This window comes from Stutzerimonas sp. (assembly GCF_982611455.1).
The window spans coordinates 12,585-29,654 of the sequence record NZ_CEXBBO010000033.1; the positions used below are offsets into that span (position 1 = coordinate 12,585).

Genomic DNA, 17,070 nt, shown 5'->3' on the forward strand with positions numbered 1-17,070 from the left:
GGGCGCTAGCTAACGCTGAATGCGATGGGCTCCGCCGCGAAGCAATTGCACCGCCCGACGCTCGATATCGAAGTGAGCATGCATGCTCGAGGTGCGTTTCCGAGTAGGAATGCTCAGCTTTGGCGCGGTCAGTTCTGTTCCGGCCAGACGCGGATCGGCGCGCCTTTAGCCGGCCAGAAGCGCAGTTGATCGATGTTGGAGACATCCCATCGTTCGATTTGCGACAGCAGCTCAAGAAAGTGCTGCTCCTGCTTCATGATGTGTTCCGCGCACATCTTGCGTGTACTGCCGATTTCGCTGAAGCGGATTTTTTGATTGTCGAGCTGGTAGCTGGCGAACCAGTGGTTACAGCCAGCGTTGCCGTAGACGCGGTCTTCGCTGAAGGTCAGCGAGACGGGGTTGCGACCAACGACCGGCTTGTTTCCTATCCACTCTGCGATATAGGTGACGTCGTTCTGCAGGGTCAGTGGTTCGACCACGCAGCCGCTGACCAATAAGGCGAGACTCGCCAGTGCGAAATTTTTCATTGCTGAGCATCCTTGCATGCAGGGCATAAGTGGCGGCCTGTGTCGTTCTTCCAGCCGAGTTCGGCGATTCGCGCCTCAGCTGCCGGGGTACGAGCGGCTTCGCCTTTGGCTGCATCCACGGCAAATTCGAAGTCCAGCTGCTTGCCGCATCCGTCGCAATCGACCTGCCAATTAACGATCGCCAGCTCGCGGAATACCGGGCCGCTAGCCACTGCCATCCATTGCCCCGGCGGATTGATCAGGTGGCGAACCTTGTCCACGGTCAGGCGTTGGAAGAGTTCGCGGCTGCCCTTGAGCGTGACGATCAGGACATCACCTATGCGAACGTTGCCGCCATTGCCGGTGACCTGATAACGGCCCGGTGCCAGGGCGCGGCATTCGGTCAGTGTGTGTGCGGGATTGAGCAGGTTGTAGCGGAAATCGTGTTCGGCCATGACTCGCGATCGATTGGAATGAGGGGGAGTTGCGGTGGGCGGTAATGCTAGCACGTGAAACATGGAGGGCGGTGCCGGCGCGAGGTGTCGGCGCCATCGGCTGGTTGTGGAGGCTACGTCGAATCTGCCGGCGCGGGAGATGGGGTTCGGAAAACGTGGCATTTAGAAGCTTAGTGAAGACGAGCGCCGGGTTGGGAATGGGCTGATGGTGTTGAACCCTGCCCCTCACCCCAGCCCTCTCCCCGAGGGGAGAGGGGGCAGATTGATGCTGTCGTTGCGTTGTTGTAGACCCGGCAGCGGGTGGGCTTGGAGCTGCAGAAGCTATAACGCCGATTCAGTTATGGCCGGTCGTTGGCAAAGGTCTCGTCGAAGAAGACTTTCATGTCTTCCCAGGAACGTTCGTCCGCGCGCTTGTTGTAGGCCACATCGACGCCTTTGTCTTGGAACTTGTCTGCGCCGGGGTTGGTGAAGCCGTGTTTGGCGCCGGGCAGGTTGACGAACTGGAAGTCGGCGCCGGCCTTGACCATCTCCGCGTTTAGTGCGGCGACGTCTTCGGCGCTGACCATGCTGTCTTCGCTGCCATGTTCGACCAGCACGCGTGCCTTGACGCTGCCCGGGGCAGCGCGAGTTTCAGTCGCCAGCGCGCCGTGAAAGCTGACTACACCTTCGAGCGGAACGCCCTGGCGCGCCATGTCCAAGACCACTTTGCCACCAAAACAGTAGCCGACCGCTGCGAGCTTGTCGGTATCGGTCTGTGGCTGTTGCTTGAGCAGGTCCAGACCGGCATTGAAGCGGCCCTTGGCGGCGTCGGCATCGGCCAGTGCGGCTTTCATGAAGGTCATTGCATCTTTGGGGTGTTCGGTGTTCTTGCCTTCGCCGTACATGTCGATTGCCAGGGCGCTGTAGCCAAGCTCGGCAAGATCGCGGGCGCGGCTTTTCGCGTAATCGTTCAGGCCCCACCATTCATGCACCACCACAACGCCGGGGCGTTTACCTTCGACAGCGTCGTCATAGGCGTAGTAGCCGATCATCTCGGTGCCATCGGCAGCGGTGTAGGGAATTTCCTGGGTCTGTATTTCAGCTTGAGCGACGGCACTGGCGGCCATCAGCGCGCCGAGCAAGTAATAGCGCATGGAAAGGACTCCTTGTTGTGGACAGCGTCGATAGATAGCGGTTGTTCGACTCGCGCGCAACCAGGTTGTTCAGGCGGAGCGCTGCACAGGACCCAGCGCCGGTCGTAACGGGCGCCACCATTACCGATGAAAGAAGCTGTCGTCCCTTCCTTTCGATAAGCATGGATGTTGTGGGTGATGTTTCATCCAGACACAACGGGTGCACCGGCTGAAGGGTCGATCCGGAACGTCACTGCCTGGCTTCTGTCTGCAAAGAAGTTGTCGGTGGTATTCGGCACCTATGCTTATCTTGGGTCGATCAGTATGAGACCGCCGCGATAACAGGCCGTGCTGTGCTAGGCTTCGCGCCTTTTTTTCGAGGCTCGATGGGCCGAATTCGGGACTGATGATGAACGCCGATAGCGACTCCTCGATTCATTTCAAGCGCGGCACCGCCGCCTACCGTCGTGCGACGCTGGCGCTGTTCTGTGCCGGTTTCGCTACCTTCGCCATGCTCTATTGCGTGCAACCGCTGCTACCGCTACTGGCGGGGCATTTTTCCGTCTCGGCCGCCAGCAGCAGTCTGGCGCTATCGTTGACGACCCTGTCGCTGGCGCTCTGCCTTCTGGTGTCCGGGGCTCTGGCAGAGAGCTGGGGACGCAAGCCGGTGATGGTCGCAGCATTGTCGCTGGCAAGCCTGCTGGGACTTGCCTGTGTGCTAGTGGATTCCTGGAGTCTTTTGCTGCTACTACGAGCCTTGTTGGGCCTCGCGCTCAGCGGACTGCCAGCGTTGGCGATGGCTTACGTGGGTGAGGAGTTCGATCCCGATTCGCTGCCGGCTGCGATGGGCTTGTACATAGGCGGGACCGCACTCGGCGGTCTGTTGGGCAGATTGCTGTCTGGGCTGTTGAGCGACATCGGCGGCTGGCAGTTGGCACTCGGCGGGATCGCCGGCCTGGGTCTGCTGGCGCTGGGGTTGTTCATCTGGCTGTTGCCAGCATCGCGTCATTTCAAGGCTCAGCCTTTGTCACTGCGCGGATTGCTGGGCAACTTCGGTCAGCATCTGAGCAACCCGATACTGCGTAACCTATTTCTGCAGGCGTTCCTGCTGATGGGCGGCTTCGTCGCACTGTTCAACTATATTGGCTTTCGTCTGGCTGGAGCGCCTTTCGGTCTTTCCTCGACGGTGATTGGCCTGCTGTTCACCGTTTATCTGGTGGGGATATTTAGCGCGGGTTGGGCCGGAAGGTTGGTGCCGCGCCTCGGAGTCAGGGCAGTCCTGCAAAGCGGAATCGGCTTGATGCTTATGGGCGTGGCGCTGTGTTCGACACCTTGGTTGATCGCCATCGTTGTCGGCCTGGCGCTGTTCACGTTGGGGTTCTTCGCTGCCCATGCGGTCGCGAGTGGGCAGGTCGGCCAGCATGCCAGGGGCGCCAAGGCTCAAGCAGCGGCGTTGTATCTCTGCGCTTATTACCTGGGGTCGAGCGTGGTGGGTTATGCAGCCGGTTATGTCTGGGAGCACGCCGGCTGGTTGCCACTCATGGCCGTGCTCGCCGCGCTGTTCGTGCTTGCCGCCTGGTGGGCACGACGCTTGTAGTGCATTGGCGCGACCGGTTTACTCGACGCGTTGCTGACCGCTGAAAACCAGCGTGGCTCGGCAGCTGCGGCAGAAATAGCGGCGGCCCTTTCGGACCAGGGCGTGACGCTGCGCAGTGAACGAAAAGTCCCGCTCGACGCACTGGCAACGATAGATGTAGCGGCTGACCTGGCGACGGGCGATTTCATAGGTATGACAGCGGTCCGGGGTCAGCTGATACACGCCGCGCATGATCAGCTGCCACTCTTCGCCATGCGGGCGGATGCGCCCGCCGAACATTTGGTGGGCAACCAGATGCGCGACTTCATGGGCCACGGTCTGCTTGAGAAAATGTTCGCGGTTTTCCTGGTAAAGCTTTGGATTGAAGCGCAGCAGGTTCTGGTTCAGATGCGCAACACCCGCTTTCTGTCCGCGCAGTTTGAAGCTGACCTGCGGCCGTTCGAAGCGCTGATTGAAAAAGGTTTCGGCCTGTTGATAACAGGCCTCGATGCGGGCATGAAGCTGCTCGGGCATAGGGGCCTCCAAAGAAGCCCCGAATTATGCCGCAACCTGCCTAGCTGACAACCACTCAGAGACCGCCGGGCTCTTCCTGCGGACGTTCCTGCTGTGTGCCATAGCTCTGGTTTTCCTGCACGGTGCGCTCATAGTTCGGCTCGAGCGAGAGATTCCAGAACAGGATCATGCTAACCAGGACGGTTACCAGCACCAGCAACGCGACGCCCCAGATCGAACTTGCATAGAGAAAGCTCTGCGAGCTGCGCTGACGCATGAAGGCCGGTAGGCCGGTGAACAGCAGATAGGTAGCGTAGATCCCGGCGATCAGCAGGACGATGGCGGCAAACCAGCGATTCGGATACAGGCCGGTGACCCCGGCGAGTAGGAAAGGTGTGATCACATAAGCGATGAAGCCGGTGCATTGGTTCAGGTTCGGTCGCACGTCAAACGCGCGCGCCATCCAGCGTACGAAAAATCCCATGATCACCGTGCCGATGATGATGGTGACGTAGAGCAGCAGGCACAGCTGCAATGCGCTGGCGAAATCGAGCCTTACGCGTTCATCATCTACCAGGCTCCAGCCGACAAAGGTGACCCCGATGAACAAACACACCGTGGGAATCAGCGCCAGCACCAGCAGGTGCATCAGGTAGTGCAGGCTGTGAACATCTTCCTTCTGGCGGATGACTTCCCAGGCACGGTCCGGCCGGGTGAACAAACTGATGAATTCTGGGGTCATGAAAGCCTCCTGATACCGATGCTTGAGCCGCTGTCGTACGTATAGACGTCACAGCGGCGCAGGGATTCAGCAGGCTTTACTTCAATCTGTCGCGCCTGGATGTTCAGGTATATGCAAAAGCTTCAAGCCCCGCCAGTTCGGAGCTTGAAGCTTTAGACCTGCCGCTGTCAGCGGATGTAGATCGGACCGACCCCCATGCCCCACGTAATCACCGACAACGCGATGATGGCCACCAGTACGACCAGCCCGACAGCCAATATCGAGCTGGAGAACAGGAAGCCCTCGTCCGATGGGATGTTCATGAAAGTCGGCAAACCGACATAAAGCAGGTATGTCGTGTAACAGATTGCCGCCGTGCCGACGACCATGCCCAGCCAGATATGCGGATAGAGCGCGGCCAGCCCGCCGACGAACAAGGGTGTCGCGGTGTAGGCGGCAAAAACGATGCACTGAACCAGTGTCGGGCTTGCATCATAGGTACGAGCCATCCAGTGAATGAATCCACCCATCACCGCCACGCCGGCGAGCATCGCCAGATAAGAAAGTAGGGTGAGCTGCAGCGCGCTGCTCTCGGTGAGCTTTACCGCCTCGCCACCGCCAATGCTCCAGCCGACCTGAGTGGTTCCGATGAATGCCGATATCGCTGGAATCGCTGCCAATACCGCGACTTCACCCAAATGTAGGTGTCCGACCTCGCGTTCTTCCCCGGTGATTTCCTGCCATTCCTGGCCAGGATGAGCGAACAGTCCCCAAACGTGATTGATCATGCCAGCGTCTCCTCAGTTTTGGAGGGTCGCTTCGCCTGGCGTGCCGTCAAAAGGACGGGCGTGCGACCTTAAGTCGCAGTATAGGAAGTTGACGGTACGGCGGATTGGGGTTGGTTAGAGCAATTGGGAGCTATGCCATCACCGGTAATAGCGCTGGAGTATTTCCATCGCCAGATTGATTGACTGGATCCGCGTGGTACTGCCGCCGCGGTCGGGATGATGAATGCTGACGAGCTGGCGATAACGTTGCTTGATCATCTGTAGATTCAGCGAAGAACTGCTCTGATCCAGTTCGAACAGTTCCAGTGCCGCACGCTTCTGCTCCGGATCCTCTGCACTGTTCCTCTCGCCGACATAGTCGCCACGCATCCGCGACCAGAAGCTGGCCAGCAGCCGTTCCACTGCGTCCTCGTCGGTATCGCGTAGGTTGGTCATGTCGAGGTAATACTCACGCAGCGGATCCTGTGCCGCTACGCCGCTAGCTGCGGGCGTGTAGGGCTGGAGTTGAACGCACAACGGTGAGATTTGCAGGTTGTGGCTGGTCTCGCCCCACAGCTGATCGCGTAGACGGTACAGCGCATTGAAGACAAGAAAATGGGTGCGAAACAGCACCAGCTTGTCGAGCAGCGGCAGGTTGGGGATATGGGTGCTGTGACGGGCCTTGAGCTGTTGAATCAGCTGGTATTCGCTGCAACCTTCCGGCTGTTCGCGCAGCAGCACGAGTATCTGTTCGGCCAGGTCCATTTCGGGTTCGAGATCATCGTTCATGCCGACAAGCCTAGCATAGCGCCAGCATCGCAAAGGGCTGGATGGATGGGCTGGGGTGACAGCGCTTTTTGCGCGTAAAATGCGCGCCTTTCGCATCTCACCGGACTCTGACATGGGCAACCTCTCGGTCAACCAGAACAAACTGCAAAAGCGCCTGCGCCGCCTTGCTGGCGAGGCCGTCACTGATTTCAACATGATCGAGGATGGCGATAAAGTCATGGTCTGCCTGTCTGGCGGGAAGGACAGCTACACCATGCTCGACGTGCTGCTTTATCTACAGAAGGTCGCGCCGATCAAGTTCGAAATCGTTGCGGTGAATATGGACCAGAAGCAGCCCGGCTTCCCTGAGCATGTCCTGCCCGAGTATCTGCGGTCCATCGGCGTCGATTACCACATCGTCGAAAAAGACACCTATTCGGTGGTCAAGGAAAAGATCCCGGAAGGCAAAACTACTTGCTCGCTGTGCTCGCGCCTGCGTCGCGGCACGCTCTACACCTTCGCCGACGAGATTGGCGCGACCAAGATGGCGCTCGGTCATCACCGCGACGACATACTGGAAACATTCTTTCTCAATATGTTCTACGGCGGCACGCTCAAGGCCATGCCGCCCAAGCTGCTCTCCGACGACGGCCGCAACGTAGTGATCCGCCCACTGGCCTATTGCAACGAGGCCGATATCGAAGCTTATTCGCAGATGAAGGCATTCCCGATCATCCCGTGCAACCTCTGCGGCTCGCAGGAAAACCTGCAGCGCCAGGTAGTCAAGGAAATGCTGCAGGAATGGGAGCGCAAGTCGCCGGGCCGTGTTGAAATCATGTTCCGCGCCCTGCAGAACGTGGTGCCCTCTCAGCTGGCGGATCGCAAGCTGTTCGACTTCACCAGTTTGCGTATCGACGACACCGCCACGCCGCGCTTCCTGGATGTGATGAGCTTGTAAGAGCAGTCGGCAAGCTCCGGACGGCTAGTAGGGTGGGCCGGGCGGCGTTCCGCTTCAGCCCACCACGGTGCGTTCCATAACTTGATAGGTGGGTTGAACCCACCCTACTGGCTGAAGCGGAACACCGCGCGCGCCACGCCGCACTTCGTCGATTTGCTGATCTACGAGGGGCAGACATGAATCATGGTTGAAGGCTGACGGCGCGCTGCGGTAAGGTTCGGCTATCTTACGGAGTCAATCCATGTCGTCCCGCCTCATCCACTTGCCTCTTGCTCTGTCCGGTGCCGTTCGCGCCGCGTTGGCTTGCGCGCAGCAGATAGCCGCGGTCGGCTATTACTTTTTTGGGTATTGGTTTAGCCATAGGCGCGCCTGATACCCCACAGGCGCCCTAGCAAAAGCAGGGTCGCCACCAGACAGTTTTCGAACCCCCGGTCGGCCACCCGATCGGGGGTTTTCTTTTTCCGGCCTGATAAGGCCAACGCACCGAGGACAAACACATGAACAACTACCGCAGCTATTACCGCACCTTCCGCTATGACTGGCGATTTAGTCGCTTCAATGCCGCCCTGTTACCTCTAGACCGAACACTTCGCTAGCCGACGCGGCAGTAATGCCGCGCCGGCAAAGGACCGCCAGATCATGAATACCTCCATCTCCGCACAACTCATCAGCAACAACCCTATCGCCACCCCGACCCGACGCAGCGCTCAACCGCTGCCCAGTCCCGCCGTACTGCGTCAGCGCCTGCCGCTGAATGCCGCGCTTGCAGCACGCACCCAGATCGACCGTAATGCCATCCGCGCCGTGCTCGACGGCAGCGACCCACGCCTGCTCGTGGTGATCGGGCCGTGCTCCCTGCACGATCCGCAATCCGCGCTCGAATACGCCTCGCGCTTGGCCGAGCTGGCGCCGCAGGTCAGCGATCAGCTGTTGCTGGTGATGCGCGCCTATGTCGAGAAGCCGCGCACCACGATCGGCTGGAAGGGGTTGGTCTACGATCCGCGTCTCGACGGCAGCGGCGACATGGCCGAAGGGTTGAACGTATCGCGCAGATTGATGCTGGAGATTCTGGATCGCGGTATGCCGATCGCCACTGAGCTGTTGCAACCGCTGGCGGCGGCCTATTTCGATGATCTGCTCAGTTGGGCAGCGATTGGCGCGCGCACCAGCGAATCGCAGATCCATCGCGAAATGGTCAGTGGCTTGGATCTGCCGGTGGGCTTCAAGAACGGCACCGATGGCAGTGTTGGAATCGCTTGTGATGCGATGCGTTCAGCCGCGCATCCCCATCAGCATTTCGGTATCGATGACCTTGGCCATCCGGCACTGATGAGCACCCTCGGCAACCCGGACACGCATCTGGTGCTGCGCGGCGGGTATGCCGGGCCGAACCATGACGCCAAAAGCGTCGCGATGGCGAATGCTACATTGCTCAAGCAGGGCATCGCCGCGCGAATCATGGTCGATTGCAGCCACGCCAACAGCGGCAAGAACCCGTTGAGTCAGCCGGCGGTGCTGCAGAACGTCATCGATCAGCGCCTGGCCGGTGATGCGAGCCTGCGTGGCGTGATGCTCGAAAGCCACCTGTTCGATGGCTGCCAGCCGCTGGCCGGCAACTTGCGTTATGGCGTCTCCATCACCGATGGCTGCCTGGGCTGGGGCGAAACCGAGCGAATGCTGCATGAGGCGGCCGATCGGTTGCGCGGCTGACTCAGCAAGCCCGGCTGCGACGGCCAGGCTTGCGGTTCGCAGGTCCTTGCGGGCAACCTGTGCGGCTCGTTTTGCCCGATGCACAGGACCTCATGCGCGACTACAAATGGCTGCACGAATATTGTCTGAATCGTTTCGGCTCGGCCGCAGCGCTGGAAAGCCGACTGCCGCGCCCCAGCAGCGCCGACGATCTGCGTGCCGTTCCGGATGATCGCTATCTCTCGTTGATCAGCCTGCGAATCTTCCGTGCCGGACTCAAGCACAGCCTGGTGGATGCGAAATGGCCGGTATTCGAGGAAGTGTTCTTCCGTTTCGATCCAGAAAAATTGGTGTTGATGGGCGGCGAGCATATCGAGCGGCTGATGCAGGACGCACGGGTTATCCGTCATTTGGGCAAGCTCAAGAGTGTGCCGCGCAATGCCCAGTTCGTACTCGACGTCGCGAAGGAGCACGGCAGCTTCGGCAACCTGATCGCCGATTGGCCGGTGACCGATATCGTGGGTTTATGGCGCTATCTGGCCAAACAGGGATGCCAGCTAGGCGGGTTGTCCGCGCCGCGTCTGTTGCGCATGGCCGGCAAAGACACCTTCATCCCGAGCAATGACGTGGTCGCTGCACTCAAGGCGCAAAAAGTGGTCGACAAGGTGCCCAGCAGCCAACGCGACCAGGCGGCCGTGCAGTCAATGTTCAATCAGTGGCACAGCGAGAGCGGGCGCCCCATGTGTCAGCTGTCGGTGATGCTGGCGTTTACCGTTAACCACTGAGCCCATTGCATATCGAGTCGAAGTGCTTCAAGCGCGGTCCTATTTGAAGTCATGTCGCATCAAGCCAGCCAGGGCTGACAGCGAAGGAGGACAAAGATGGACGGAGCCATGCAGCGAATTGCCAAGGCGCTGCGGCAGGCAGAGCGCATCCTGATCATCACGGGCGCGGGGCTTTCCGCGGATTCTGGGTTGCCGACCTATCGTGGCGTCGGCGGGCTATATAACGGTCACACCGAGGACGGCCTGCCGATTGAGGAGGCGCTGTCCGGCCCGATGCTCAGGCGCGATCCGGCGCTGTGCTGGAAATATCTGGCCGAAATCGGTCGCGCCTGCATCCGTGCCAAACCCAACGCCGGCCACGTTGCCATCGCCGAGCTGCAACGGAGCAAGCCTAGCTGTTGGGTGTTGACGCAAAATATCGACGGCTATCACCTGGCGGCCGGCAGCCCGCCACAACGGCTGATCGAAATTCACGGAACCCTTGCACCGCTGTACTGCATGAACTGTGGCGCGCATAGCGACGAGCTGACGGATCATCTTGCCCGTCCGTTGCCGCCGCGCTGCGCATGTGGCGGCGTGCTGCGACCGTCGGTGGTGCTGTTCGAGGAAATGCTGCCGGAGACGGCGCTAGAGCGCTTGCACGTCGAGATGGCAGAGGGCTTCGACGCGGTGGTCGCGGTAGGCACCTCGGCGAGCTTTGCCTATATCGTCGAGCCGATTCTGCGTGCGCGGCACGGCGGCGGTTTTACGGCGCAGATCGATCCGATCGCCAGCGACCTGTCGATTCTGGTTGACGTCCATGTGGCAGCAGGCGCGTCAGACGTTTTGCCGCAGCTAATCCGTCACATTTCTTCTGATTGAATTTGCTCATCGGGGCATCGGCAGGCATAGTCTCGCCACTTTCGACTTCCCGACATGCCTGTGCCATGCGCCGACGCCTCGCACCCCTGTTGCCATTCACCCTCGTCTTGCTGCTGACGGCCTGTGCCGGACATCCAGGGCAGACCGAAAGCCCCTCCGTGCTGCGCGATTTCCAGTTCGACCTTGCGAGCGTCGAAGCAGACGCGGATAGGGCTCAAGCCGAATCATCCGAACCCAGCGAGCAACAGCTCCGTGAACTTGCCGATGAGCAGAGCTATGAGCTGCCGCCGCTCGCCGACAGCATTCTTGAGCGTGGTTTCACACTCGTCGGTACGCCTTACCGTTATGGCGGCACCTCGACTAAAACCGGTTTCGATTGCAGTGGCTTCGTCGGTTTCCTGTTCAGCAAGGAGGCGGGTATCGAGCTGCCACGCTCCACCCGCGAAATGATCAACCTCGACGCACCGAAGATCAAACGCAACGAGCTGGAGCCGGGCGACGTGGTCTTCTTCAACAATCGCGGTCGCGGCCGGGTCAGCCACACGGGCATCTATATCGGCGACGACCAGTTCATCCATTCCTCCAGTAGTCGCAGTGGCGGCGTTCGCGTCGACAGCCTGGATGACAAATACTGGCGCGCAAGCTTTATACAGGCCAAGCGCGTGCTGGCGCTGGCTCACGATTCAAGCACCATTCCCACTCATCATTGAGCGTTGATATAGCGGTGCGCCGGGCTTGCATCCACCGCTGCATGCCGGCAGAGTGATGGCTCATTTGCCTGGACTGCTCTGCCATGCCTCTTCTGGCTCGCTTCTCGACCGTTCTGCTGGCCGCCTTGCTGCTTACAGCCTGTTCCAGCCGAGCGCCTGTCGAGCCGGTAGTCCTTACGCCGCAGCCAACACCTCAACAGTATCCGGGCACGGCTGAAGATGTCCTGTTCACTGCCCTGGGGCTGGTCGGCACGCCTTATCGCTACGGCGGCAACACACCCGATAGCGGCTTCGATTGCAGTGGTCTGATCGGCTACGTCTTCCGTGGCGCAGCGGATCTCGCATTGCCTCGTACCACGCGCGAAATGAGCACCATGCGCGGTACTTCCGTCGGGCGCGATGCGCTACAGGCGGGCGATCTGCTGTTCTTCGCGACCAGTGGCGGGCGCCGCGTCAGCCATGCGGCCATCTACGTCGGCAATGGGCGTTTCGTCCACGCACCATCCAGCGGCGGAACGGTGCGGCTGGACAGCCTCTCCAATAGTTACTGGCAGAAGAACTACCTCAGCGCCAAGCGCCTTCTCGACAGCGAGCATCTCGCCCGCAATCCCTGACTCACGCGCCTGGTAGGAGTCGAAATGACCGACGCATCGTCTGCGCGCAGCACAACCGCATCCATGCAATACCATCTTGGCTTCGACATCGGGTAGAGCAGCTGAGCATGCCGCCTATCCTTCGTCTGCCGGACCAGCCCGAGGCGTGCGAGCTCTGTCGCCGACAGGCACCCTTGACCCGTCATCATCTAATCCCCAAAGCGCTGCACGGCAAAACCTATGTGCGCAAGCGCTTCGCCCGTGAGGAGCGCATCACTGCCACCTTGTGGGTTTGCCGGCCCTGCCACAATCAGATTCATCGACTGTTCAGCGAGAAAGAATTGGCGCTCATCTACAACAGCCGAGAGGCATTGCTTGGTGATCCGCGCCTGAGCATGTTCGTCGAATGGCTGGCAACCAAACCAGCCGGATTTAATCCTAGGCACTAGTTTGGGCCGCTTCTGACGTATACCTCTGCCTAACAAAGGCTGCGACACGGCTGATCAAAAATGCGTTCGCTCTGCTTGGTCATTCGTATATAGACGACATTCTGCCGTTCTTGGCGCCTCTACCAGTGCAGGTTGAAGTGCGATCCCAGCACGAAGCGATCATCCAGCAGATCCCAGCGTTCGACGCAGGCTTTCTTGTCGGTGCCGGGATGCAGCTTGAGGCGGTTGAAAGAATTCGGGGAGGTGCCGCGGACCCGCGATGACAACGTGGTGCCGGCCTGGATCATCCAGATTTCCCGCGACAGGCCGGTGTACTGCTTGGTCAATGGCAACACGTAGGGCAGATGAATATGCCCGCCCATTACCAGATCGAGCCCTTCATCTGCCCAGCAGTGCAACGCTGCGTCGGCGCCGTGTTGCAGGTTGCTCAGATCGCTCAACACCATCGCGCCGAAGGGCTGATGCGCCACCACGATACGGACCTTGTTTGGGTCGCTCTGCTTTAACCGCCGTGCTACCGCCTGCACCTGCTCGGCGGTTACCAGGCCGTCTTTATGCCGTCGCGGGTGGGTAGTATTGAGCCCGATCGCTAGCATTTCGTCGTTTTCGAAGGTCGGTTCCAGATCGTGGCCGAAATGCCGGCGGTAGTTGCGATAGGGCATCAGAAAGCGTGCAAACACGTTGTATAGCGGAATGTCGTGGTTGCCGGGGATCACCAGCGCTTCGGGAATTCCATGACTATGCAGCCGCTGAACGAACGCCTGAGCGGCCGCGAACTGCCCGGCTCTGGCGCGCTGGGTGATGTCACCGGAAAAGATCAGCAGATCGGCACCATGCTCGCGTACATGGTCTTCCATGGCTTGCACCACTGCCGGTTGCTCAGTGCCGAAGTGGGTGTCGGAGATCTGCACGATGGTCGTCATGTGGCTGGCGTCTTCTCGTTGAGGGGTGGCCGGATGGTCCATTGTTGCATTCGAAGCCGGTAAGCGTCTGGCGTTCCGGCAAATTGCCAGCGAGAGGCATCCGATCGTTGTTGTCGTATAGCCCCGAACGCTTCAGGTTGCGCTACGCAGGGCCTTGGACTAACCTCCGCGCTGCTTCAGGTGCCCCTGGCGAAAAGCCAGCTGGGTGAAACAGGGAAGCCGGTTCATTCTTCGAAGATTCCGGCGCTGCCCCCGCAACGGTAGGCGAGACAAGAAACCGCTCACAGCCACTGTGCCACAGGCATGGGAAGGCGCGGTTTCGGGATGCTTCATGCGTCCGCTCGCAAGCCCGGAGACCGGCCTGTCGCATTCCACGGCAGTGCGGCGGGCGCTGATCGGGGTGCGGCTGCCTGCACCTCTTTCATTCTCTCCGTCTGCCTTTATCGACTGTATGTCGTGCGGCGGGCACGACGGAGAATCCCTAACCAATGCGAAGTCCCCTATCCCTGGCAGTAGTCCTGCTGGGTCTCCCTACCTATGTTCTTGCCGAGTCCGGCGCGGCCTTGCACCTGGACCAGCAGCTGATCACCGCCAGCCGGACCGGCAACTCGCCGGTATCCATTGCCTCAAGTAGCCTTATTACCCGTGACGAGATCGAACGCCAGCAGGCCACGAGCGTCCCTGAGCTGCTGCAGCGCCTGGCTGGCGTGAGCGTCACCCGCAACGGCGGACGCGGCAAGAGCACCTCGGTTTCCATTCGTGGTACCAGTGACAAGCATGTGCTGGTGCTGATCGACGGGGTGCGGGTCGGCTCGGCTACTTCCGGCAGCGCCGCGTTGCAGAACATCCCGGTGGAGCAGATCGAGCGCATCGAAATCGTGCGCGGGCCGCGTTCCAGCCTGTACGGTTCGGAGGCGATGGGCGGGGTGATCCAGATATTCACCCGCCGCGGAGGCGCCGATGGTTTCAAGCCATACCTCTCGGTGGGCACGGGCTCGCGTTCGAGCCACAGTGGATCGGCTGGCGTGGCGGGCAGCCACGGCAACGGCTGGTTCAACCTCGGCGTGGCCAGCGAATCCACCGACGGCATCAATGCCCGCGCCTACCGCAGCACTGCGCCCAATGCATTCGAGCCGGACGCCGACGGTTACCGTGAATTATCCGCTCTGCTGCGTGCGGGCTATCGCCTCGACAACGGCCTGGAGCTCGACGGCAGCTGGCTGCAGAGCGAGAACCACAGCGACTTCGACAGTCGTTCAAGCAGCGGCGCCAGCGGTCGCGATGCCTACAGCGACGGCTCCCTGCAAGCGATCAGTGGCCGTGCGCGCTTCTCACCGGCGGCGTTCTGGGGCGTTACCCTGCAGGCAGGGCACAGCGAAGATCTGGGAGATAACTTCCAGGACGGCAACTTCTATTCGCGCTTCGATACTCGCCGCGACAGCTTGAGCTGGCAGAACGACCTCCGGTTCGGAGAGGCGCAGGTATTGAGTTTGGGCATGGAATACCAGACAGACCGCATCGACAGCAGCGACAGCTATGCCAAGGACCGCCGCTACAACAGGGGCTACTTCATCCAGTATCAGGCCGCTTTTGGTCGCCATGGCGTACAGGCGGGACTGCGCCGTGACGATGATGAATTCTTCGGCTCGCACGATACCGGTAGCCTGGGCTACAGCTTCGATCTGAGCGACGCGCTGACGCTGACCGCCGCCTACGGTACCGCCTATCGCGCGCCGACGTTCAACGACCTGTACTACCCGGCAAGCAGCTCCACTGCCGGCAACCCGGACGTCCAACCGGAAGAATCGGAAAGCTACGAGCTGGGCATCCGCGGCAGCCATGGCTGGGGCGACTGGAGCGTCAACGCCTATGAAAACCAGATCGAGGACCTGATCGTCTGGGCGGGCACAAATCCCATGCGCCCGGAAAACGTCGATGTGGCGCGTATCCGCGGCATCGAAACCACCGTAGCCACCGTGTTGGCTGGCTGGGACCTGGCCGCCAACTTGACCTTCATGGACCCGCAGGATCGCAGCAAGGCCAACCATGGCCATCTGTTGCAGCGCCGCGCCAAGCGCCAGTTCAACCTGGATCTGGATCGCCAGTTCGGCGCCGTCGGCCTGGGCGCCTCGCTGTATGCAGTGAGCGAGCGCTTCGACAAAGCAAGCAATGTCGAGAGCTCCCGCATGCCCGGCTACGCCCTCATGGATCTGCGCGGCGAATACCGCTTCGACGAGCCCTGGCGCCTGCAGGCCAAGCTGGCGAACCTGTTCGACCGTGAGTACGAAACGACACAAACCTACGAGCAACCCGGCCGCGCGGTGTATTTCACCCTGCGCTACCAGGCGCTGTAACCGGAAACCCACCCAAGGAGCACACCCATGCACGCCCTGTCCACACGCGCCCAGCTGGCAATAGGCGCCGCGCTGATCCTGCTGATGGCCATGACTCGTGGCCAACACTTCGCCAGCGTCGAGAATCTACCCAGCGCCAGCTGGTCGATCTTCTTCCTGGCCGGCTTCTACCTGCGTCCGCGCTGGATGTTCGTGCTGCTGTTCGCCGTGGCGTCCGTGCTGGACTTCGGCTCCCTGGCCAGCGGCAGCATCAGCGACTGGTGCTTGTCACCGGCCTATTGGGCGTTGGTTCCGGCCTACGGCAGTTTGTGGTTGGCAGGGCGGCTGTTCGCCGGCTGGCAGCGCGACGACCTGCGCAGTCTGGCCGTGCTGGCGTTGACGCTGGTGGCAGCGACATTCATCGCCTACCAGATCTCCGGCGGCGGTTTCTACTTCTTCTCGGGCCGCTACCCCGAGCCGACGCTGGCTGGGTTCCTGCCACGTATCGGTGAGTACTTTCCGCGTCATCTGAGCAACGTGGCTTTTTACGTGGGTACCGCGCTGGTGCTGCACGTCGGCATCGTTTCGGCGCTGCGCCTGATTCGCCCGCGGCAGGTGCACTGATGGACGGGCGCGACGAGCGACACAAGGCGCGGATGCAGCGCAAGAAGGCGGTTATCGACGCGAAGATCGCCGAGGCCCAGGACGAGTACGGCCTGTTGCTGGTGCACACCGGTAACGGCAAGGGCAAGAGCAGCTCCGCCTTCGGCATGGTTGCCCGTGCGCTCGGCCACGGCATCAAGGTTGGCGTGGTGCAGTTCATCAAGGGCGCGGCCAGCACGGGAGAGGAGACCTTCTTCCGGCGCTTCCCTGAGGAGGTGCGTTATCACGTGATGGGCGAAGGTTTCACCTGGGAAACCCAGGATCGCCAGCGTGACATCACCAAGGCTCGCGAAGCCTGGGCGGTGGCGGCGCAGCTGCTAGCTGATCCCGAGATCGGGCTGGTGGTGCTGGACGAGCTGAACATTGCGCTCAAATACGGCTACCTGGAACTCGAACCCGTGCTGGCCGATATCGAGTCGCGGCCGCTGCTGCAGCATGTGGTGGTGACCGGTCGCGGTGCGCCGTCCGGACTGATCGAAGCGGCCGACACCGTGACGGAAATGAGCCTGATCAAACATGCCTTCAAAGCCGGGGTAAAGGCGCAAAAAGGGGTGGAATTCTGATGCCTGCGTTCCGGACCTGCGTAGGGTGGATGACGCTTTTTTCATCCACCCTTGCCGGCGGTGGATGGGTAGAGCGTCATTCACCCTACGATGTCGCGCCGCTTGCACGTAAATCGACCTCCGCC

Annotated in this window: 19 protein-coding genes and 1 riboswitch; of the genes, 11 read left to right on the forward strand and 8 right to left on the reverse strand. The window is 60.7% G+C overall.

All coding sequences use genetic code 11. The annotated features are described in order from the left end of the window. Window positions 1-128: 128 nt before the first annotated feature. The 3 genes from AC2LD7_RS17560 to AC2LD7_RS17570 form a co-directional block, all read right to left on the reverse strand. Window positions 129-527 (reverse strand): META domain-containing protein, encoded by a 399-nt coding sequence (locus AC2LD7_RS17560; protein ID WP_484599011.1) that lies wholly within the window; start codon window positions 525-527, stop codon window positions 129-131. Continuing rightward, window positions 524-961: a hypothetical protein gene (locus AC2LD7_RS17565; RefSeq protein ID WP_484599012.1), complete on the reverse strand. Its 438-nt coding sequence runs from the start codon at window positions 959-961 to the stop codon at window positions 524-526. The genes AC2LD7_RS17560 and AC2LD7_RS17565 overlap by 4 nt, the downstream gene beginning before the upstream one ends. A 338-nt stretch (window positions 962-1,299) precedes the next feature. Then, a complete protein-coding gene (locus AC2LD7_RS17570) occupies window positions 1,300-2,094 on the reverse strand; it encodes a dienelactone hydrolase family protein (protein ID WP_484599013.1) in 795 nt (264 codons plus the stop codon). Window positions 2,095-2,482: 388 nt separating this feature from the next. Between AC2LD7_RS17570 and AC2LD7_RS17575 the strand changes: the two genes are divergently transcribed. Next, complete coding sequence (locus AC2LD7_RS17575; RefSeq protein WP_484599053.1) at window positions 2,483-3,670, forward strand: MFS transporter; 1,188 nt, start codon at window positions 2,483-2,485, stop codon at window positions 3,668-3,670. 18 nt (window positions 3,671-3,688) lie between these two features. Here AC2LD7_RS17575 and AC2LD7_RS17580 read toward each other — a convergent pair whose 3' ends face one another. From AC2LD7_RS17580 to AC2LD7_RS17595, 4 genes are all read right to left on the reverse strand, one after another. Continuing rightward, on the reverse strand, window positions 3,689-4,183 hold the full coding sequence (locus AC2LD7_RS17580; protein ID WP_484599014.1) for a SprT family zinc-dependent metalloprotease: 495 nt from the start codon (window positions 4,181-4,183) through the stop codon (window positions 3,689-3,691). 55 nt (window positions 4,184-4,238) lie between these two features. Continuing rightward, entirely contained in the window at window positions 4,239-4,904 is a 666-nt protein-coding gene (locus AC2LD7_RS17585) for a Yip1 family protein (RefSeq protein ID WP_484599015.1), read from the reverse strand. 167 nt (window positions 4,905-5,071) lie between these two features. After that, window positions 5,072-5,671, reverse strand: coding sequence for a Yip1 family protein (locus AC2LD7_RS17590; protein WP_484599016.1), 600 nt, complete (start codon window positions 5,669-5,671; stop codon window positions 5,072-5,074). Window positions 5,672-5,809: 138 nt separating this feature from the next. Continuing rightward, complete coding sequence (locus AC2LD7_RS17595; RefSeq protein WP_484599017.1) at window positions 5,810-6,439, reverse strand: DNA-J related domain-containing protein; 630 nt, start codon at window positions 6,437-6,439, stop codon at window positions 5,810-5,812. A 112-nt stretch (window positions 6,440-6,551) separates the two neighbouring features. Here AC2LD7_RS17595 and ttcA point away from each other — a divergent pair, with 112 nt between their 5' ends. From ttcA to AC2LD7_RS17630, 7 genes are all read left to right on the forward strand, one after another. Then, window positions 6,552-7,376 (forward strand): tRNA 2-thiocytidine(32) synthetase TtcA, encoded by an 825-nt coding sequence (gene ttcA / locus AC2LD7_RS17600; RefSeq protein ID WP_484599018.1) that lies wholly within the window; start codon window positions 6,552-6,554, stop codon window positions 7,374-7,376. A 639-nt stretch (window positions 7,377-8,015) separates the two neighbouring features. Continuing rightward, entirely contained in the window at window positions 8,016-9,086 is a 1,071-nt protein-coding gene (locus tag AC2LD7_RS17605; protein WP_484599019.1) for a 3-deoxy-7-phosphoheptulonate synthase, read from the forward strand. A 92-nt stretch (window positions 9,087-9,178) separates the two neighbouring features. Then, window positions 9,179-9,850 carry a DNA-3-methyladenine glycosylase I gene (locus tag AC2LD7_RS17610; protein WP_484599020.1) on the forward strand — a complete coding sequence of 224 codons (672 nt, stop codon included), beginning with the start codon at window positions 9,179-9,181 and terminating at the stop codon, window positions 9,848-9,850. A 96-nt stretch (window positions 9,851-9,946) separates the two neighbouring features. Next, window positions 9,947-10,711 (forward strand): NAD-dependent deacylase, encoded by a 765-nt coding sequence (locus tag AC2LD7_RS17615; protein ID WP_484599021.1) that lies wholly within the window; start codon window positions 9,947-9,949, stop codon window positions 10,709-10,711. Between the two features lie 65 nt (window positions 10,712-10,776). After that, complete coding sequence (locus AC2LD7_RS17620; RefSeq protein WP_484599022.1) at window positions 10,777-11,421, forward strand: C40 family peptidase; 645 nt, start codon at window positions 10,777-10,779, stop codon at window positions 11,419-11,421. An 83-nt stretch (window positions 11,422-11,504) separates the two neighbouring features. Beyond that, entirely contained in the window at window positions 11,505-12,035 is a 531-nt protein-coding gene (locus tag AC2LD7_RS17625; protein ID WP_484599023.1) for a C40 family peptidase, read from the forward strand. 107 nt (window positions 12,036-12,142) lie between these two features. Then, window positions 12,143-12,463, forward strand: a complete 321-nt coding sequence (locus tag AC2LD7_RS17630) for a hypothetical protein (RefSeq protein ID WP_484599024.1) — start codon at window positions 12,143-12,145, stop codon at window positions 12,461-12,463. A gap of 119 nt (window positions 12,464-12,582) precedes the next feature. Here the strand turns inward: AC2LD7_RS17630 and AC2LD7_RS17635 are convergent, their stop codons facing one another. Next, the gene (locus tag AC2LD7_RS17635) at window positions 12,583-13,386 is read right to left on the reverse strand and encodes a metallophosphoesterase family protein (protein ID WP_484599054.1); all 804 of its coding nucleotides are present in this window, start codon (window positions 13,384-13,386) and stop codon (window positions 12,583-12,585) included. 161 nt (window positions 13,387-13,547) lie between these two features. Continuing rightward, a riboswitch (cobalamin riboswitch) is annotated at window positions 13,548-13,765 on the forward strand. 109 nt (window positions 13,766-13,874) lie between these two features. On the opposite strand from AC2LD7_RS17635, the gene btuB reads away from it, so the two are divergent. Genes btuB through cobO form a run of 3 tightly spaced genes read left to right on the forward strand, consistent with a single transcriptional unit; the run spans window position 13,875 to window position 16,945 of the window. Continuing rightward, the gene (gene btuB, locus AC2LD7_RS17640; protein ID WP_484599025.1) at window positions 13,875-15,740 is read left to right on the forward strand and encodes a TonB-dependent vitamin B12 receptor; all 1,866 of its coding nucleotides are present in this window, start codon (window positions 13,875-13,877) and stop codon (window positions 15,738-15,740) included. Window positions 15,741-15,767: 27 nt separating this feature from the next. After that, complete coding sequence (locus tag AC2LD7_RS17645) at window positions 15,768-16,343, forward strand: hypothetical protein (protein WP_484599026.1); 576 nt, start codon at window positions 15,768-15,770, stop codon at window positions 16,341-16,343. Further along, a complete protein-coding gene (gene cobO, locus AC2LD7_RS17650; RefSeq protein ID WP_484599027.1) occupies window positions 16,343-16,945 on the forward strand; it encodes a cob(I)yrinic acid a,c-diamide adenosyltransferase in 603 nt (200 codons plus the stop codon). The genes AC2LD7_RS17645 and cobO overlap by 1 nt, the downstream gene beginning before the upstream one ends. Window positions 16,946-17,070: the final 125 nt, after the last annotated feature.